This window comes from Roseburia hominis, assembly GCA_040702975.1.
GTDB classification, from domain to species: Bacteria; Bacillota; Clostridia; order Lachnospirales; family Lachnospiraceae; genus Allocoprococcus; species Allocoprococcus hominis_A.
This window is the reverse complement of record CP159990.1, coordinates 1065824-1085436: the sequence shown is the minus strand read 5'-3', so window position 1 is coordinate 1085436 and position 19613 is coordinate 1065824. Positions and strand designations below refer to the sequence as shown.

Sequence of the window (19613 nt, the reverse complement as noted above, 5' to 3'; positions counted from 1 at the left end):
TGCTTATTCATTGATTTTTCCCAGATACTCCATGAAGGTATTTGGAAGCCAGTCTGATAAATTGTATAAGTTCAGATACAGCTTACCTTTTTCATTTCTTTCCCGCTTTCTTAATGAGGGAATAACTTCAAATGCAATATTATCTTTTGCAGACATACCTTTTGACTCTCTGATCAGTTTCTTCAGAGGCGCCAGATAAATTTCCTGCTCTTCTTCTGAATAATCTTCCGGATATTTTCTATCCAGAGCATATTCGAGGAGCTGTGCACCCAGCGTTCTGTCAAAGATGTCATGGTTTCTCTGGTTATAAAAATTATCAAGGCAGTTTCTGCATGACCTCGAACAGGTGCATCCAGTCAAAATTTCTTTTGCTCTTGAAAGGACATCATCCAGCACTCCGTCCTCTCCGATAAGGGAAGAATAGCCGGCACCACTAGCCAAATTGTCATAGAAGAACATCTCGATATGTACCTCACCATTTTCCTCAAAACGTGTTCTCCATCCACCGTTAATTTCATTGTAATCAATATCCAGCGAAAGAGACACCGCCCTTTTGATTGCCTCATGTAAGGTCGTTGCAGCAGAACGGAGAATATTCTTTTCCTCACTGTCATAATTTGATACTAACTTCTGATTGTCATATCTAATATCTAACATAAACATATCCGTCAGGAATTCGTATCCGAGATAAATATTTGTTGCAACTGTACCTTCATGTCTGCAGAGATTACGGTCATGGTAAGGCTGAGAGAATCGGAAATCACTTGTCTGAAACGGTTCCGCTACCTCTGCTCCACCGCATTTAGTACAGATATTAAATCCTTTTTTTCTCTTTCCCATATTGACGGTCAGTACTTTGCGGTTCTGAAGATTTGCGAAGCGGATGTGACTGTGCTTATAATTCTGCATCTCCGTATCTTTCGGAACATAGGAATAATATGGAGCTTCCGCATATGTCTTCTCTTCTTCTTCATCTTCATACTTAACCGGATCGCCCTTAACCGGAGCAAATCCCCACGGCTTAATCATTGAATGCCTCTCTACCGGTGCATGGCAATAAGGGCATTCCGTATATTCTCCCTGCCCATCACCGAACCAGTTGCATTCCGTACAGACAATAATGTCTTTCTTGTAATCCTTACTCGTAAAATAGTATTCCGCCTGATTATGCTCATATCCCTTTGGTCTCGGATTTGAATATAGTCCACCACTCTTGTATATCTTCTTGTCAATGGTAATGAAACGCCCTGGGGCATATTCACTGATGGCAACAGCAATGTCTCTTTCAGGAGCATATTTAACGTCCTTAGGAACTCTCCTTCCATATTCGGAATCCTTTTCCACGCAGAATCTTACAACATTCTTTGGGAAGGAATAGGAAGGAATATATCCTTCGGAATAGAATACATCAAATGATGACGTTTCTTTGTCCCCGTTGAAATACTCATTTCTCTTGCCTTCTGAAAGCACCATGTCCCTTATCTTGCAGAACATCTCAACCGTGCTGTCTGTCGGAAAATCAAGTGACTGTACATGTTCGATAAAAGCATCTGCATATTTCTCACAGAATGTTACAATGCCAACATCGACAATACTGTCAAACTTGCTGCGCATAGGTTCTGTCGACATAAAGCTGTTTAACGCTTTCATATTGTAATGACGCTGTTCAATCTTCGGATTGCCCCTATCGATCCATGGTTTTCTAGGTTCTCCGGAGATCATCTCATCTGGATGCTTAAAGTAGTGGCTGTCATGGACACCTCCGAAAGCATAGGCAACGATGGTGGAAATGCCAGAATTCTTTCGACCAGCACGGCCTGCTCTCTGCTGGTAGTTCTCACGCATAGGAGGAATGTTTCGCAATCCTACTGCTGTCAGAGAACCAATATCAATACCAACCTCCATTGTAGTAGTACAGCTTAATACGTCGATGGAATTCTCACCAAACTCGCCGACATCAATATCCTGGAAGCGAATCTCATAGTCCTCGGTTCTGCTTAAGATGTCGCTCGTTGTTTCCTTATGGGAGAGTTGCGCGGTATGTTCCTCAGTATCAATGGTGTGAATTTTTTCTTCGCCATCAATGGCTGCAAGTATAGGTTTTCTCCAAAAATCAAATCTGGAAAAGTCCACATTGGTGATGACATGGAGATTTCTGGATTCAAAACAGGAACCGCAGTAATCACCAAGCTTGTAAGGAGAAATTTTTCCGCATCTCTCACATCGATACCAGTCGAAATTCTTATCCGTAATGACAATCTTTACCGCATCAAGTTTAAGGTAATACCGCTGATTTGTCCCCGGTCCAAAGAAATTGCTCTTTATGCAGTTCAGAAGTTCTCCCATCTTTCTATCATTAAGCCCAGTCATATCTTTTACAATCCGAATGAACTTTTTATCAACAGAAGCAACGAAATCTCCGCCAAGACCAAAGGACTGAATCTTACTTCGTCCCGGAAGGTTTCTTCTGACATCATCCTCAATAGCATTACCAAGAGCCGCACTTCCGTCCATGACATCCCAGAAAAGCAAGACTAAGATGGAACGAAGCATTTCTTCATCGATTACAATGTCATAATCATCCTCAAGCTCATAAGCACAGTCTTCTAGAGCTCCGTCCATAGGCCCGAGGAAACCGAGACCGATATCCTTGAACGAACGTGGACTCTCTGTAAAGAAGTTTAACAGCTGTTCGTAATAGTCATATGGCAGCGGTTCAAAATTTTCCTTTGAAATATCCTTACGTTTTCTAAGTTTTTTACGAGTCTTCTCAAGATGATCATGAAAGATATCCGCGCTTCCGCCTGAGAAGAATTCCAGTCTCTGCTCCACGCAGACCGCAAGGAACGCGTTATAGAGTTCTTTTAGTGAATGTTCTCTTCCGTCTGTCAAAAGTTTCTTTGCAGCCAACATGACAGCCTGACGGAACCCATCCGCATCGGATGATTTGGACAGGTCAAGTGCAAGCTTTGCCGCATTTTGTCTGGAATCTGAGAACAGAAGCACCTTCTTGCCTTCGTTAATGAGTTCCGACCTTGCCGGTTGAAGCTCAAACTGTGCTTTGGTCAGGTTATAGAAAGGGATGTTACCTTTTGTTGCCAGATCCGTAGGCTTCTTTAATGGCATAATCTTTTTGCATTTCGGGCATGTACCAAACATAAAACGATTATGTTTTTCATCATATTCCGGATAGAGAACTTTAAGTAGTCCATCGTCATTTTGGTAGTCAAGATAAAGTTTTCCTGTTACAGGGTCGAGATATCCCGCTTTATCTTTACTTTTCAGCTCATATCCATCCGGACAAATGTAAAGAAGCATCTCCGTCAGGTCATTCGCTCCACCACTTAGCCCTTTATTCGGAAACACATACCAGTATCCTGTCCCAGATATCTTTTGGACATATACCTTAAAATACAGCGCTCCACATTTGATATGGTTTACAAGCTCATATATCCTGCCACCACATCCGCACTTTTCACGCGGAATGGAAATCACCTTACCAAGAGGAAGCTTTTCCTCATCAGAATATTTCGCCCCACAGGTACACTTTGGATTGGAACAGGCATATAATCCCTGGATCCCGCGGACAAACATATGTAGTCTAACAGGAAAAAGAATCTCACCATTCTTTTTTGCGAGGGATACAATAACGAGCAATGCGTCAAGGGCATCTGCTGCATACTCACTGTTTCCAAATATCTTCTCTTTTAATTCTGTATAGGATTTTGCACCGTCCCTGCACAATTCATGAAGCTTCATGAATGCCTGATAATCTGGAAGATTTTCAAACAGCCATTCCTGTGCATCTGATACGGAAATATCAAAAGGCAGCTTAATCTGGAACACATTTTGTGCAAAAACGCAGACTCTTGCGCTAATCTCTGCCTCCGTTACCTGGCTCGTTCCGATTGCAGCAAGAGCCGCAGCATCCGTCATTACCTTAAAGTCAGTACGGACATTTTCCTTGTCACCAAAAAGAGGAACACATTCGGAATATTTCTTTCCAGTAAGCCCATTAAAGAAGTCAGAAATAGCCTCTTCGTCTTCCGTTGGCATACTTGCGGTCGTAAGAATAAACTGTACTTTCTTAAGAGAAATATCAAGACGTGAAAAGAGCCTGTCAAGAAGGAGCGCAATTTCTCCGCCTGCGGAACCTCTGTACATATGAGCCTCATCAAGGACGATGAGGAGTCTGTTTCCCTCTGATTTATTCAGCCATTCTTTCGTATCATCCCATATACCTGCCTCCATCTGACGCATGAGCATGTACTCAAGCATGGAATAGTTAGTAATCAGGATATCCGGGGTATTTGCCTGAATCTCAAATCTAGTGATATATTCTGCATCATAAGGACCTGGCTTATGAATGCTGTTCTCAAGATTGTCGACAAAATCCTTCAACCCTTCATCTCCGCCGTATCTCGCAGGATATTTATTGATGATCTTAAGTCCGTTTATCTTTCTTAACTGTTCTTTCCGTTCGTTTTCCGTTGCGCACTCATCCACAAGATACTGTTCACGATATGTCTCTGCGAGTTTGATATTACTCTGTTTCTTTGATTCTCCTGAATACGGGGTTCTTCCAGTATACATACCAAAATGTGGGATACGTCCTGCACCCGAGGAAGATATAAAGATATCCATAAACTCTTCTGAACCCATAATCTTACGGAACCTGGCAAGCTGGTCAGATACTAGTGCATTCATAGGATAAATGATAAGAGTTCTTACAGCCGGCTTTTTAAAATCTTCCGGTCTATTTAGAGATTCCTCGATAGCACGCGCAATGATCGGCCAAAGAAAACACTCTGTCTTACCGGAGCCTGTACCGGTAGATACAAACAGGTCTTTCCCCTTCAATGCACTTGTAAGAGCCTTTACCTGATGGGCAAAGGGAGTGGAATAAATGCCGAGCTTTGCATCAACAAGCTTTAAAAGAACTTCCTTAACATTATCCTCAATATCAGCTGTACGGATACCATCATTTACCTTACGGTAGGAAGAGGATGTCTCGATGTACGGTTCCCTTGCAATGTTAATATCTTCCGGACACATCTCTCCGAGAATCTCATCTGCATATAGAAGCAATGTTTCACTGTTGGCAAGATAATCTGACTTGATATAGTTTACCAAGCGGTTCCTTATTACCTGGTAGTACTGCTGTACTCCGTTCATGTTTCTATCCATAAAATTCACCATTTCTTGCAGTAAATCCTATCGCTCCAAGGACTTCTGCAGTCTGTTCCGTCAATTCGTTTCGTATGATAAAATTGTTCCGATCGGAAAAAGCATATCTTGGCCATGCATTCATAAGCAGATAAAAGTATTCTCTATTCGGCAGTTGTCCAAGGATGCGAATATAGGAATATTTCTCATCTATCGGACATATGAGAAGCTGCATCGGATTGTCGTAGTGCTGCTTAAGAGCAACATATAACCGTCGGAATTCTGCTCCCGTTAGGGCGTCAAGCTCATCCATGCTGTTATCATCAGCGTAAAGAAGCGTGCCGTTCTCTTTTCTAATAACTCTATAATATGGTCCCATCGTACTTTTCCGTGCCATCGTCATATTGGATTTCATGTGTCCATGCCACGAGCTAGATATATTTCCATAATAAAACGGGTTGAAAAACTCCAGCTCCTTCACATCGATATCCCGCTCATCAAAATCACACTCGTCATATTTTACTTTTAAGTATTCTTCCGGTGTCAAACTGTCACGTATGAGAAAATCATTTAGTTTTACTTCATGTTTGCCGCTTCTGCAGTGGATTCCAAGCCCGTTTACAATATAGCATGTTGCTGGCAGTCCAAAGTATAAATAATCTGTATCAGAGATTCTTACTGTTTCCCCACTATTATTCAGAACATTGTAATTATTATCAAGAGTCAGCAGATATCCTGTCTGTTCATAGATATTCCGGATAAACACAGCGATATCAGTATTTCTTGGTGCAAACACAAAATCTTTTGCCATCGGACACAGCTCAATATATTTTTTAGACAAGTCATGCAGCAAGATGCTCTGTGCGCTCTTACTAATTCCCTTCTTGTTTTCCTTTTCACTGAGTGCTGATTTAAGGCACCACAGACCGAGTGCTGAATAAATGACTCTGTACCCAAAGGATTCAGCCGGTTCGTTTGTATAAGGGCGTATATTCATGTCATCTGCCATGATATTGATCAATTCATTCACTATCCAAACCACCTCATCAAAATATCTTTCTTCGAACAACGCCCTGTCTCCCCAGCATACCGCTGAAGACGTTTGGAGCAGTTGTAAGGATTCTTCCCGAGAACTTTGGACACATATGGAAGAAGCGTGAACATCAGCATTTCGTTCAAATGGTGTTCATCTTCGATCATGTCAACCATCGCACATGCTGTATCCTTTCCTAATCCACATTCGCATGCGATCTCATAGAATATCTTCTGTGACCGACTGTCAGCTCCTGCATTGCTTCTGTATGCAGACGTGATTTCTTTTACTTCGGAAGGGTTCTCCGTAATATCCCTGATTCTTAATATCGAACTAAATATATCTGCACTGATAAAATGAACTGAAGAAAGAATTTCGTACGGAACAAATCTCAGTGTCTGGTCATACATGTAAGTAAGAATAATAATCTTGTTACGATACTGTTCAAGCACCGGGATTAATTCCATTTCATTACAATTCCCAATAAAGCCGTCAATGCAGACGACCCTATCAGGAGTATCTGCAAGAAACTCTTTTATCTTTTGTACGCCTGCACCTTCCGAATACAGCAGATTAGCTGCAAACGGCACACCATAAATCGTGTTTGCCAAACAGTTGGCCAAATTGATTCCCGCTCCTCTTTTAATCAGCACCGGAATACCATGAAAAAAACTCTTTTCAAGATAATCTACAAAATCTGATGAACCATCTTCGTTCTCGTCGAATCCAATATTTTCAAGGTTATGTCTGAAATATTCATCAAAATCATTTATATCTTCTGGACATAACGGCATCTTCCGGTCAGAATTTGCATATCTTTTTGAAACAGCTTCTGCTGCAGTCTCAATATTTTTCTGCACTTCCAATGTATCTTCCAGCTCCCTGTTCTTCTGCAGATAGGATTCTTTTTCTGTACTAAGCGCAGAAAGACATTCTTTATATACTTTTTCAACACCAAGTGCTTTATCAAGTGCTTCCTTAAGTTCTCTAATCTGCTTCCGGTTAGATTCTTGCTCTGTTAAAAACGATGCTCTTTCCGCTTTATATGTAAAAAGCTGTTTCTCACGACTTCTTACCATATTTTTCCATGTCGCGATGTCCTCCTTGGCGGAAGAAAGTCTAGATACATATTCTGAGAGGCTGGACTCGTATCCTGCTGCCTTTTGGGTCTGATCCTTAAGTCTGGAGGTAAGGGTGTCAATCTTCTGTTGCATCTCCGCAATCTTCCATACCTCATCATCCTGATTTTTTTTAAGCTCTGCTTCCAGTTTATCCGCTTTTTCGGAAAGACAAGAGCTCTTTTCCTGCTCTAGCTCGAGCTGTTTTATTTTTTCCTTTAGTTCGATTTTCAGCTCTGTTTCCTTTTTTCTCAGTCTTTCTACTTCCTTCTTTTCATTAGAAATTCGGTTCTTTAACTCTTCCTGAATACCAGTAAGCTCCAGTTGCCTTTTCTTTAATAAATCCAATTCTTCTTCATCTGTTTTTTGATGAGCAGACTGATAGAAAACAGATGAGCCCATGACCTTCAGATAATCTTCCGTCTTTTCTTCCCCTTTGATTTTGAAGAACAGCGCAACGTTTTTCGAAAAAAAAGAACGTGACAACACATCAATATAGACCGCCTCTTGATCAAGCCCATTCTCACACGCTTTTGCTATTTCTTTATCAATTTCTTTAATCCATCGGTCAATATGCTTGTTCAGAAAAGAAGCGATAAAATCCCTGTTTCGGAAGTCATAAAGTATCCGGACGATGGTATCCTCGTCCAACGACTTTACACGGAATCCCGGTCTTAATTTGTTGAACTCTTTCGGATACCTTTTGAAGTACGCAGATGCCTCCTTAAACGGAATAACAGTACATACATACTTAATTTCTTCTTTTGTAAGTTCTATCAAGTAATTCAAATCAGTTCCTCCTTGATGTACCGTTTAATGACTGTATTGATCCGCCCGCTCCTATAACAGTTTTCCAGGTACGATAAGACTGTTTCGTCTGTTATGATATCCATGAAATCATCCAGCTCAAACGGTTCCGATTGTGGATGATATTTCAGAATATCGTCTATAAGTTGTCTGGTACCTGTTTTTTCTTTCGGACATGCACACACGAATGCTTTTAGATGTCCGTTTTTATATCCGACAATCCGATCCGCTTCGGAAAGATATACGTTTGAGCCTGGACTCAGTCGTGTGCATCCGTTCTGGTCGAACAGAAAGTAATTGTACTGGTCAGGAACGGTATATCTGTCAGAATATGTGGTCACCGGTTCTTCCAGAACTGTTTCATTTCCCAGTTTTCTTTCCCTCTGAATACATATATCAATATTCTTTTCATGTATGATGACTTCATCATCAATGTGAAGTTCCAGCACATTTCTGCTGATCTCCCTGACAAAAATACCACCTGCATTCATATTTCCATGAGGAATCAGCTCAAAACTTGAATGTACATATACCGTATCTCCGGCGCATATAGAATATGAATCTCTGGTATAAACCGGTGGCCATAAAATGCTGAACGCTTCCGCTGTTTCAATCTGATAATCGTGCTTCTGTAAGAAACACAGGACAGAAAATTCTGCCCTTTTTACATAAAACTGCAATCCATAGAATATCCTGTTTTCTGTGGTAAAAGAAAACATCTCTTCTTCTGAAATAACATATTCTAAAGATGCAAGTTCCTGCAGAGCTTCTTCATTCTCAGATATACCAATATACTTGGTATCTGTATAAAGAAGTGATGATGTCTGATGCCTACAGTGTTCATCCTGCATCCTGACTCTGAATATATTGATTTTCTCTGTGGCCCTCATTACATCCTGATAGATACAGCGACTAATCCCGGAGTTAAAGGAAACAAAATACTCCGTTGAAAATTCTGTAATAGTAAAATAACTTTTCCCGCCCGGAATGAATACCCCTTTATTAAGAGGAATAGACAGGAATGGCTCGACGTAATATTTTGAAGATACCGTCATTCTGCTGTTTTCTTCTTCATACACCCGAAGTTCATCTTCCGCAAAAGAAGCACAAATCTCGAATACCCTTCTATCTTTGTTAAAACAAAATTCTATATGTTCCTGTTTATGCTTTCTCAAGAGCGCAAAGTGTTCCACTGCGCCTGGTTGCCCAAGATATCGTTCACATTCTGTATCGTTATTTCCTCTCCGATGTCTAAAATGAGGAGAGCGTTCACTACTATCAACCGCAGCAAGATAGACTTCTTCACCACAACACAGACATTGGTAGCGGAATCTATCCCTCAAAAAACTATATGAGGATTTTGCGATAACTGAAGCGTCTACCTCGCTCTGCAAAACGGCATCATAAGCTTTATCCATTTTGTTTCTCTCCTTATTGATTAAGTTCAATTGTATCTATAACAATCATAGATTTATCATCCATTAAGCTCATTCTTTCTGATTATAATTTCCGTAAATCAGAACTAATAAGAGACACTGTCCTTCTTTGGGAATAATATCCATAACATCGTCTGTCGTACATCCAATAGTATATCTATCCAAGTTAATACTAATTATATCATGCGTCCTTATATTTTTCTATACAGCTTTTGGTATCATATATCGCAAGTCTGACTCTCCAGAAATATTGGTAAATCATTAGTAAACTCAAGCAAGAAACACAGGAAATACTTAATTTACTGGCTTTATTATCACACCTGGTAAATCCTGCCATGACAGCAAAAAAGTACTCTAATCATAACCAAAACTCCTTCCTGCTTTTTGACAAAATTACTTCTTTGTTTATAAAACTACCTCTTTATGTTTCGTTCCACTCCCTCAATTCGTATACAATTGATCAACTTATTGTTTTCTACTTCCAGCTTCAGAATTCATGCTCCCACTTTGCGGCATATTCCTGATCATCGGTTATATTGTCAACAATCGGCAACAGTAATGTTCGCAGCATATTTACCACATCAACCAGTTCTGCCTTCACCAGTGCCTTTTTCTTTTTCAAAAATGCCTTCCACCTGCTTTGATGAATCTCGCTTGTTATGAAATCATCCGTGAAAGCAAATATATCATCGAATCCGGTGCCTCTGTGTTCAAAAGTTTCTTTGACAGCTTCCTTCAGTTCTCCTCCATCAAGATCATACCTATCAGCAAGTATGTAGATATCATAGAAGTCTTTATATCTGCTGTTGGCGTCTCCCAAGGAAACGATTGCTTCAAACTTCTCAGAGATTACCGAAGAGATCGAATACGCATAAATCTCGGGCACTTCCATATCGAGCAGCACCGGAAAATCCATCTTCACTCTGTCCGGATAAACGACGTCACCAAACCCGATATCAATAGATACCGGAACTTTTGTCCTGTTCAAATATGCCATAATGGACACACTTATGCCGTGATATTCCTTGAATTCTGTTATATCCTTTACATTCAGCGTGCCCAAGTCATACCGCAAAGCATCATCGCACTCGATGGAGAATATGTTTTCAAATACTTTCTTCATATCCTCCACATTATTCGGCATGTTTCTTGCCAGAAGATCAATGTCTCTTGTGCTCTTGCAAATTCACCTTCAAAAAGAGCATACAGGAATATACCGCCCTTCAGAGTAAAACGCTCCACATATTCTGACACCGACAGTCTGTATACGGTTCTTTCCAACCCATACGCCGTCAGTGCTTCCTGAAACGTCTTTCCGTTTGCAACAGCCTGATTCTTCAGTCTGTCTTTTACTGATATCGCACTTATCATATGAGCACCTCCAGATATTGTCTCATCACTTTATCGCATTTCATCCGTTCTGCATATTTCAGAAGCCGGTTCAGATTCCGATCCTTCCGTTGCAGATAGGTCACAAGGATTTCCTTGGTTTCTTCTATCCCAACCTTCTCTCTGTAAAACACGATATCCACGACAGTCTTTTCCATATCGTAGATCTGGAACTCATTCTTACCTTCCTTGACCGTTGTGACTCCCATCTCATGTCTGTCATCTGTATAATGATGGACATTCATCTGCGGCCAATCCGGCATAGTAGATATCTTTGCCTTCCTCGGAATGGCAACATCAACTGCATCCGGAATGAATGTCGTCAGATGATAATAGACTGCTGCACTGAGCAGACAGATTACGCCTTTCGGCGCATAGGCCTCTGCATAATAAAAGTCTGATTCCTCTCCACGATACTCTGCGTTCTCGTAATAGCTCTTATTCAGTTTTATAAGCTTTCCTTCGCTGACCAGCTTACTGACCTTATACTGTGAGAAGCCTCTGCTCTTAAGCTCCTGCATGGAAAAGATCTTCTGATCTTCAGGAAGAACTGCTGTACCTGCCATCTTTTCCACCTCGATTTCATTTTATTTAATTTATTTTCGGCATTTTATTGTTCTGCGGAATTTAAATTAAATATTACAATCAAACCGGCTGTTTGTCAATCGAAATCTGAAGTGAACATACAACTCCATCCCCCCCGTCTTTCATTTCGCGATTTTGCACGCGTGACCCCCGCGCCGTTCCCTGGAAGCCTTACGTATAGAGATTTCACCACTCCTATCCGCGGCAGTTTTCCCAATAGTCCCCTCTCTTCGCGTGTATGCTTGAATGACATGACTTGCATAACGCGATATTGAGAAATTGAAGCATCCAAATCAATTCTTCCTTGCTCTTGAAGTTGCATAATTGATATTGCAGTAAAAAATTTGCTCATAGAACCAATAATAAATGGTTGTTCTACACTGATACAATTTCCATATGTTTCTTCAAGTATAACTCCATCCTTATCCACGACACATACAGCCATTCCCAGAATATGATTTTCTCAACGTCCCTCGCAATTTGTGCGCTAATTGCTTCATAATCTACACTTTTTTCGGTTGCCAGAACTATCTCCCCGCAAAAAGCTAAACATAGAATTATTGTCATTACAAAACATAATATTTTATTACTTAGCAAGTCCGACCCTCCAGAAATATTGGTAAATCATTGGTAAACTCAAGCAAGAAACACAGGAAGTGCTTAATTTTCAACACTTTTCTCATGTCTCGTAAATCCTGCCGTGGCAGATAAAGAGTATTTTTATCATGTATTTTCCCTTTCCGAATTGCTCTACATTGCCCTATTTTGCCCAGTTTTAGCAACTTTTTCGCCAATCTTCCTGTTTGTTAAGAAATCTACATTTTTAGCAAAATGAGCCAAAATAATGCAAGTTAAAGCCTTGTGTAGTAGTAAAAACGTAGTAGAAATCGAGGACTTTTACTACTCTGATATTTTAGCACAGACGGGGTGTTTTTTGAAGGTGTGTGGAACCTTTTAACGATGATGAAAAATGAAATTTTAAATTCCACTCCTCCAATGAAGAGGGGAATTTACTCCAGCACAGTTGATATTTACTCTTTCACATAAAAATGATATCCTTATATTTCCTTCTGACAGCAGTAGAAGGAGCACTATTATGAGTAAATATATACCTGGAAACCAAAAACACCTTACTCTTGATAACCGTATCTATATTGAAAATGAATTAAACAAAGGAACCTCTTTTAAAGATATTGCCCGCTTCCTTTGCAAAGATCCAACTACGATATCAAAAGAAGTAAAGGCACACCGTCTCTCTGACTGGTATCATATAGGAACCTTTTATAATGCCCACAACTTCTGTATCCACCGTTATCACTGTAAGAAAACCAATGCCTGTGGAAAGATCGTTCTGTGCGGCATTAAGTGTGCTTCTGCCCCACTTGTAACCAGACTTGCAAAGACTTTGAGAAAGAACTTTGCAGCAGACTGGAAAAGACCCCTTACGTTTGTAATGGCTGTTCGAAAAAAATCAACCATTGCACCATTGCACACAAATATCTTTACAACGCCCGCTTTGCAGACAGGAAGTATCGCGAAAAACTCCGGGATTCCAGGGTTGGAATCAACATGACTAAACAGGAACTGCATCAAAAGGATAAGATTATCTCTCCATTAATCGAACAGGGACAGTCCCTTATCATATTTTGGTCAATCACCCTGAATTAGATATGTCTGTCCGCACCATGTATTCTTATCTGGATAAGGGACTATTCACTGCCCGGAACATGGACCTAAAACGGAAAGTTCGTTTCAAGCCCAGAAAATGCCACAAAACGCAGATCACCAACCGGACTATTTTTATCAACAGGTTATACAGTGGTTTCTGTAACCTAAACCTCTCCTCCTATGTTGAGATGGATACCGTCCATTCTTCAAGAGAGTCAAAGAAAACCCTGTTAACCATGTTTTTCACAAAAGAAAAGCTATTCCTTGCTTTTCTCATGAACCGTTGTACAGAGGGTGCTGTCCGCCTTGTATTTGACCGTCTGGAAAAACGCATGGGGACCTTTGAATTCGCTTCCGCATTTGAATATATCCTGACCGATTATACCGAAGAAAATACTATACCGAAGATTTTATTAACTGCTTTATGTAAAAGGTTGTTTATTCATTTTTCGGCATAGTGTTTATACTTGAAGTACAAAGAATAAAGGAGGTACTTCAAGTATGACAATTGATGATGTTTGTTCTGCATGTATAAATGCATTACGTGTAGAGGGGTACAACGAATCAACCATATTTAATTATGAAGGGGTGATACGACGATTCAAGCAGTTCTGTGAAGAGCGAGATGTTTCCTTGTATAGCAGTGAAATAGGTAAGGCTTATGCAGATGATGTAATCAGCAAGAAAACTGGCAAGTTCAGTAACAACCGCTACCATACACAGGGAAGATTTTATCGTTTAATTGATTCATACTTTTCTACTGGAACATTTGATTTTTCACTTATGAAGAAAGGACGAATTGTTCCAGACAATGAGAACCATCAGAAGATTTATATAGAATATCAGGATTATCTTTTGAGGATCTATGATAATGCTAACACAAGGCATTTTTATGAGTATGGAATGTACTGTCTTTTACAGTTTTTAAATAGTAAAAGAATAACCGATATTGAACAGTTGTCACCAGTATTAATCATGGAATACATAAAAGCGACCAAAACAAGCCGCCAACGTGAGATGCTATGCGAACTGAGAGGTATTTTTCGATACTTAGCGAGACTTGATTTATACAATGCTATTGCAGGAATACATGCTCCCCGGATTAAAAAGATACTTCCAGTGCTTTCCGATACTGAATTGCAGAAAATATATGATTGTATTGCTGAAAGAAATATATCATTAAGAGATGCAGCTATCGTTATAGTTGGTCTATCGTGCGGTATTCGCGCTGGCGACTTGATAAAGCTGCAGTTGTCTGATATAGGCTGGAATAATGAAACAATACAGTTCAAACAAAGTAAAACAGGAAATGTTGTTTGTCTTCCACTTACTGAACGAGTAGGCAATGCGCTTTTTAAATACATCACAGAAGAAAGACCTAGGGTAGATAGTCATTATTTATTCCTAAGATCCTTTGCTCCATATGTGCCATTCGCCGACCATGCTGCATGTCATTCTGTTGTCAGTAAAGTTTTTAGAATTGCAGGTATTAATAAAGATAACAGAATGTCTGGAATGCATATGTTGAGACATAATGCAGCTTCCACAATGGTCAAAAATGAAGTTCCCATTGAAACGATTGCAGCAATACTTGGTCATGCAACACCTGACACAACAGATATTTATATAACAACAGACATAGAACGGCTTAAGGGGTGTGTTCTCTCTATGGATGGTATATCCAAGGAGGTGTACCATGAATGATTTTACAAGCAATCTAAAACCACTGATTGAAGACTTCTTTGAGTTTAAGCATGCATTGGGCTTTAAATATGATACGGGCAGATTTTACCTGGAACAACTGGATAAATACAATGCGTGTCACGCTAATGTTGATGTTCTTACTCGAGAAACCGCGGAAGGATGGGCCAATCAACAGGCAGAAAAAAGTATTACTACTGACCGAAGCTGGATTTCTCCCATAAGGGAATTCGGAAGATATCTGTGCAGCATTGGATATGAAGATGCATACATACTTGATGATAGATATAAGATTCAAAAATATCATGCCGAAGTCTACCTGCTTAGCGAAGAAGAAATCAAGCTTTTTTTGAAGAATGCGATCGTTTTGTACTTCGTTATAAAGCAAATGGCAGGCCATACATTCTTCCAGCCTTATACAGATTTCTTTATTGTTGTGGAGTAAGATGCAGAGAAGCTAGAAATCTTAAATGTTCAGAGGTTCATCTTGATGACGGATATGTTGATATCCTTCAATCCAAGGCGCATAGAGACAGACGTTTGTACTTGTCTGATGAGTTAATAGATTATTTAAAAAGATATGATGCTGCTATAAGTAAGTGCTTCCCAGATAGGGAATACTTTTTCCCAGGAGGTGCTGGAGGGATATGCTCAACGACTGCTTTATCAGCAAACTTTAGAAATATATGGTTATCAGCAGGATTGAAGCGTGATGGCAAAGTAAAGCCTAGAGCCTATGATTTTAGACATCACTTTGCATGCGCAAACATCATGAAATGGTCAGATGAAGGAAAAGATATCCATGCAATGCTGCCTTATCTAATGAGATATATGGGGCACACGACTTTGGACAGTACTTACTACTATATTCATTTGGTTCCTGACTTCTTTCCGAAGTATGCGAAATTAACTGTTTCCACTGAAGAATTAATACCGGAGGTGGAAATCTATGAAGTATAAACGAAAGAAAACGGCTGATTTTTGGCTACTTGCAAGACGATATCTTCATGATTACATGCCTGTAACAAGAAATCTTTCTGATAAATCTGTTGAAGCATACAAGCAGTCACTTAAGGTATATCTAGAGTTCCTTGAATCAGAAAAAGGAATCGCAAATGAAAAAGTGAACTTTGACTCTTTTACAAGAGACAATATCAAGAAATATATAGCCTGGCTTACTGGGAAGAATTGCTCTGCAAAAACAATAAATCTTCGGCTTACAGCAATTAGATCATTTTTCAAATACAGTAGTGAAGAGGATTTTGAACTCCGAGGGGTATATACAGAAGTCTGTTCTATAAAGAAAGTAAAAGAAGAAAAAAAACCAATAGTTTATCTTCAACCGGAAGCTACAGCAGCAATACTGGCTGCTTATGATACAACTACGGCAAAGCATCGTAGAAATAGAATGCTGTTAATAATGCTTTATGACACTGGTGCACGAGTTCAGGAGCTTGCGGATATGAATATCTCATCATTACATTTAAGGGAAAAGAATCCGTTTGTTACACTTATTGGAAAAGGGAGAAAAAGCAGAAATGTTCCACTACAGAATAAGACGGTTCAACATCTGAATGAATATTTAAAAGAGTATCATCCTGAAATGGATGAGTTCCCTCTGTTTTATAGTTTACTTGACGGAAAGCCACATAGATTATCAACAGATAGCATAAGTTTGGTCTTAAAAACAGCTGCAGATAAAGCCCGAGCAACGTGTGAAGCTGTTCCTGAAAGGGTTCATTGCCATATGTTTCGAAAAACAAAGGCGATGGATTTATATAAGAATGGTGTTCCGTTACCATTTATAATGCAGCTGCTTGGACATGAAAGTATGTCAACTACCTCAGGGTTTTATGCATTTGCAACTCTTGAGATGATGTCAGATGCCATGAATAAAGCAGCGCCTACATTGGATAAAGAGGAAAAACTTTGGAAAAAGGATGATGTAAAGAAACTGCTGTATTCATTAGATTAGGCTTAAAATACTATGCCGAAGAAAAAATATTTATCCTCATATATAAAGCAGTTAATAAAATTGTTGGACGGCAAATTGAAGGAGACATAAACGGCGAATTATTTTTCTGATTTTTATCCCGTTGACTGCGCAGTGCAACCTGCAAATGCATTCTTCTATCAAAAACGCGGCACGCTGTTGGCAACAGGGAGACTGCTCTGAAATACAAAGAGCTGTGGAATCCATTGTGGGATCCACAGCCCATGTAAAATTCGTAATCTTTCAAATATTATCAGCCAGGGCAGGCAGATACACCAGGGCGGTGGCCACGGTTACTGCGTCTACCTTCCGCATCAGACTGCGGAGCCTTTCTTCGTTCCAGAAGATATCGGAGAAATCAGATAATTCGCACCCGATATCATGGTTGGGGATGCACAGGTAATTCCCATATTTATGCCGCCCGGCAAGGATGTGGAAGTAAGTCCCTCTCCCGCTGATTTCTGCTTCGTACTGGCCGGGAAGTTTCCGCAGCAGCGTAAGTTTTCCAGTCCAGCATTCTTTCCGTGAACCGTGCCTGAGAATACAGGTGTATTCCATAAACAGTACCCCTCCTTCCTTAGCCGAGGTTCTGGCTGCTGACGGAAGCCAGGATGACCTCTGTATCAATGACCTTCTTTTCCATCTGTGCCCCAAGTGTCAGCGCGTTGGTCATCAGGTTATCAACAAGCCTGGGACTGCCCTGGGAGTGGCTGTGGACAGCACACAGGGCTGCATGGTCAATAATGGAGGAAGCTCCGCCAGCACAGGCGATCTTGTGGAGGACATACTGCCCGACTTCCGAATCGGAGAGCCCGGAGAAGTTATAGTGGACGGTAACACGCTGCCGCAGTGCCTCATGGACGGGCTTTTTGAGCGTATTGTTCAGATGGGGCTCCCCACAGAGTATGAGAGTAAAGCAGTTGAGGGAATCATAGCCGTAATTCATGAGCATCTTGATATCCTCCAGAATGCCGGTAGAGAGATACTGTGCCTCATCGATGGCAAGGAGGAGGGGCTGCTTCTTTTCACGGTAGAGATAGAGGACCTGCTCCTGGATCGCCCGGAACATGCCGGGTTTGCCGCCTTTGGGTTCTATACCAAGCGTAGAACAGAACTGGCGGTAGAACTCCATGACACTGACGGTAGAGAGGCAGAGATACTCCATGTGGTAAAGATTCGGGTTCAGGCTTTTGGCAAAACAGCGCAGTGCGAAGGACTTGCCCATGCCGGGGCGTGCGGTGAACAGCCCGATGCCCCTGGTATCCTTGAGGTAGTCCAGCCGTGAGAGCATCTCCGAGATGTCTTTCGAGAGGAAACGGTCCTTCTCAGAGGCCATCTGTTTGTCAAAAGGGTTGAAGGCCAGCCCATAGTAAGTGCGGAACATCAGCAGGCACCTCCTATCTTTGAATAATCAATAGAAGGGGTGTTGTTACGTTTTGTCCTGCAGTTTTCATTTTTATCTGTCGGCCGGATGGGATAATGCTCCCCCTCATAAAGGATGTAGGCAGAGGACATATCGTCGGGAAGGAAGCGGATCTCAACTTTGGATGAGATGAACTGCATGGGGACGTCATAGGAGACCTTGTCGATGGAGACAGTGGAATCCTTATTCACCTTCCTGTTGATGCGGTTTAAGAAACATTCCTCCAGCCATTCCCTGGACTTTGGCATCTGTATGGCACAGCGCGTCTTCTGGTAACGTTCCATGGGGGTACAGCCGATGCCGGAATGCATGGAAGTATTGTAGGTGCGGATATAGTCCCGCAGGAGGGAATTGAACTGTGCCAGGGACGTGATGGAATCCATGTCCAGCGTATAAAGCCAGGTCTCCTTGAATGTCCTGAACTGGCGTTCGATCTTGGCCTTGCTGGCGCCGTCCCGCACTTTTGTATGAAGGAGGACCGTGCCGATGGAGCCGCAGATCAGGGAGAGCTGTTCATTTGAGTAGTCGGCAGCCATTGTCGACATAGAGTTTCGCCGGAATGCCGTGGGAGGCAACTGCGTTTTTTAAAACTTTCTGGAAGTTATAGGCGTTATCGTTATAAAAAAGGCCGCCGCCCACCAGGAAACGCGAGTGGTCATCAATGATCATAATGCAGTAAACCCTCCTGCGCTGCCCGCCTTCCGTGATATAAGGGAGGTAACAGGTATCCGCCTGCCACATTTTCCCAAAGGCATCTTCCTCAAAAGCTTTCCTGTCCCTCATAGATGGATTGCGCGCCGACTTCAGGTCATGCTTTTTCACGAAGCGCTGGACGGCGCAGACGCTGACAGAGGCGGGGATAAAAGCTTCCTCCACAAGATGGCGGTGGATCTGGGTTGCGTTTAAGCGTGGGAAAGCCTCTTTCAGCCGGTAGATCTCTTCAATGGCCGTGTCCGGCAAGGCGCGTGTGGAGCCTTTGTCGGAACGTTCCCGGGGCATGAGCGCGTCAATGCCGCCATTCTGGTAAAGAGAGGCCCACTTGCTGAGGGTCTTGGGGCTGTACTGGAATACAGAGCCGTCAGGCAGGGTGAGGGGTTTTTCCGTTACCCGCTGGTAATAGGCGTTTCTGGACGCATCCGGATAAAGGCCATGGATGACCGGTGCAATGAGTGCGAGCCGGAACTGTGCCATAGCAGATGCGTCTGAAAAGTTTTTGGTGTTGTAATGCATAAAAAAATCCTCCTTTACTGTTTTCTATCAGCATATAGGAAGAACAGCCTGGAGACCATCCCTG

General features: G+C 41.4%; 17 protein-coding genes. 5 read left to right on the top strand and 12 right to left on the bottom strand.

Annotated elements, in window-relative coordinates:
- Positions 1-3: 3 nt before the first annotated feature.
- From ABXS75_05040 to ABXS75_05005, 8 genes are all read right to left on the bottom strand, one after another.
- Positions 4-5187: a DEAD/DEAH box helicase gene (locus ABXS75_05040; GenBank protein ID XCP86177.1), complete on the bottom strand. Its 5184-nt coding sequence runs from the start codon at positions 5185-5187 to the stop codon at positions 4-6.
- Positions 5180-6235: a hypothetical protein gene (locus ABXS75_05035; protein ID XCP86176.1), complete on the bottom strand. Its 1056-nt coding sequence runs from the start codon at positions 6233-6235 to the stop codon at positions 5180-5182. Before ABXS75_05035 ends, ABXS75_05040 begins: the two co-directional genes overlap by 8 nt.
- Entirely contained in the window at positions 6196-8106 is a 1911-nt protein-coding gene (locus ABXS75_05030; protein XCP86175.1) for a hypothetical protein, read from the bottom strand. Before ABXS75_05030 ends, ABXS75_05035 begins: the two co-directional genes overlap by 40 nt.
- A complete protein-coding gene (locus ABXS75_05025; protein XCP86174.1) occupies positions 8103-9542 on the bottom strand; it encodes a hypothetical protein in 1440 nt (479 codons plus the stop codon). The genes ABXS75_05030 and ABXS75_05025 overlap by 4 nt, the downstream gene beginning before the upstream one ends.
- Before the next feature lie 505 nt (positions 9543-10047).
- Positions 10048-10683, bottom strand: a complete 636-nt coding sequence (locus ABXS75_05020; GenBank protein XCP86173.1) for a nucleotidyl transferase AbiEii/AbiGii toxin family protein — start codon at positions 10681-10683, stop codon at positions 10048-10050.
- On the bottom strand, positions 10680-10931 hold the full coding sequence (locus tag ABXS75_05015) for a hypothetical protein (GenBank protein XCP86172.1): 252 nt from the start codon (positions 10929-10931) through the stop codon (positions 10680-10682). Before ABXS75_05015 ends, ABXS75_05020 begins: the two co-directional genes overlap by 4 nt.
- Positions 10928-11515, bottom strand: a complete 588-nt coding sequence (locus tag ABXS75_05010) for a type IV toxin-antitoxin system AbiEi family antitoxin domain-containing protein (GenBank protein XCP86171.1) — start codon at positions 11513-11515, stop codon at positions 10928-10930. Before ABXS75_05010 ends, ABXS75_05015 begins: the two co-directional genes overlap by 4 nt.
- A 95-nt stretch (positions 11516-11610) precedes the next feature.
- Complete coding sequence (locus ABXS75_05005; protein XCP87086.1) at positions 11611-11985, bottom strand: serine hydrolase domain-containing protein; 375 nt, start codon at positions 11983-11985, stop codon at positions 11611-11613.
- Between the two features lie 645 nt (positions 11986-12630).
- Here ABXS75_05005 and ABXS75_05000 point away from each other — a divergent pair.
- From ABXS75_05000 to ABXS75_04980, 5 genes are all read left to right on the top strand, one after another.
- Entirely contained in the window at positions 12631-13107 is a 477-nt protein-coding gene (locus tag ABXS75_05000; protein XCP86170.1) for a helix-turn-helix domain-containing protein, read from the top strand.
- Between the two features lie 596 nt (positions 13108-13703).
- Positions 13704-14906, top strand: a complete 1203-nt coding sequence (locus tag ABXS75_04995; protein ID XCP86169.1) for a tyrosine-type recombinase/integrase — start codon at positions 13704-13706, stop codon at positions 14904-14906.
- Positions 14899-15348, top strand: a complete 450-nt coding sequence (locus ABXS75_04990) for a hypothetical protein (GenBank protein XCP86168.1) — start codon at positions 14899-14901, stop codon at positions 15346-15348. Before ABXS75_04995 ends, ABXS75_04990 begins: the two co-directional genes overlap by 8 nt.
- Positions 15306-15863, top strand: coding sequence for a tyrosine-type recombinase/integrase (locus tag ABXS75_04985; GenBank protein XCP87085.1), 558 nt, complete (start codon positions 15306-15308; stop codon positions 15861-15863). The genes ABXS75_04990 and ABXS75_04985 overlap by 43 nt, the downstream gene beginning before the upstream one ends.
- Positions 15853-16878: a tyrosine-type recombinase/integrase gene (locus tag ABXS75_04980; GenBank protein XCP86167.1), complete on the top strand. Its 1026-nt coding sequence runs from the start codon at positions 15853-15855 to the stop codon at positions 16876-16878. Before ABXS75_04985 ends, ABXS75_04980 begins: the two co-directional genes overlap by 11 nt.
- A 261-nt stretch (positions 16879-17139) precedes the next feature.
- Here ABXS75_04980 and ABXS75_04975 read toward each other — a convergent pair whose 3' ends face one another.
- The 4 genes from ABXS75_04975 to ABXS75_04960 are packed head-to-tail and all read right to left on the bottom strand — an operon-like array spanning position 17140 to position 19549.
- A complete protein-coding gene (locus ABXS75_04975) occupies positions 17140-17454 on the bottom strand; it encodes a DUF6618 family protein (protein ID XCP86166.1) in 315 nt (104 codons plus the stop codon).
- A 19-nt stretch (positions 17455-17473) separates the two neighbouring features.
- Positions 17474-18280, bottom strand: coding sequence for an AAA family ATPase (locus tag ABXS75_04970; GenBank protein ID XCP86165.1), 807 nt, complete (start codon positions 18278-18280; stop codon positions 17474-17476).
- The gene (locus ABXS75_04965; protein XCP86164.1) at positions 18280-18864 is read right to left on the bottom strand and encodes a Mu transposase C-terminal domain-containing protein; all 585 of its coding nucleotides are present in this window, start codon (positions 18862-18864) and stop codon (positions 18280-18282) included. Before ABXS75_04965 ends, ABXS75_04970 begins: the two co-directional genes overlap by 1 nt.
- Positions 18833-19549 carry a DDE-type integrase/transposase/recombinase gene (locus ABXS75_04960; protein XCP86163.1) on the bottom strand — a complete coding sequence of 239 codons (717 nt, stop codon included), beginning with the start codon at positions 19547-19549 and terminating at the stop codon, positions 18833-18835. The genes ABXS75_04965 and ABXS75_04960 overlap by 32 nt, the downstream gene beginning before the upstream one ends.
- Positions 19550-19613: the final 64 nt, after the last annotated feature.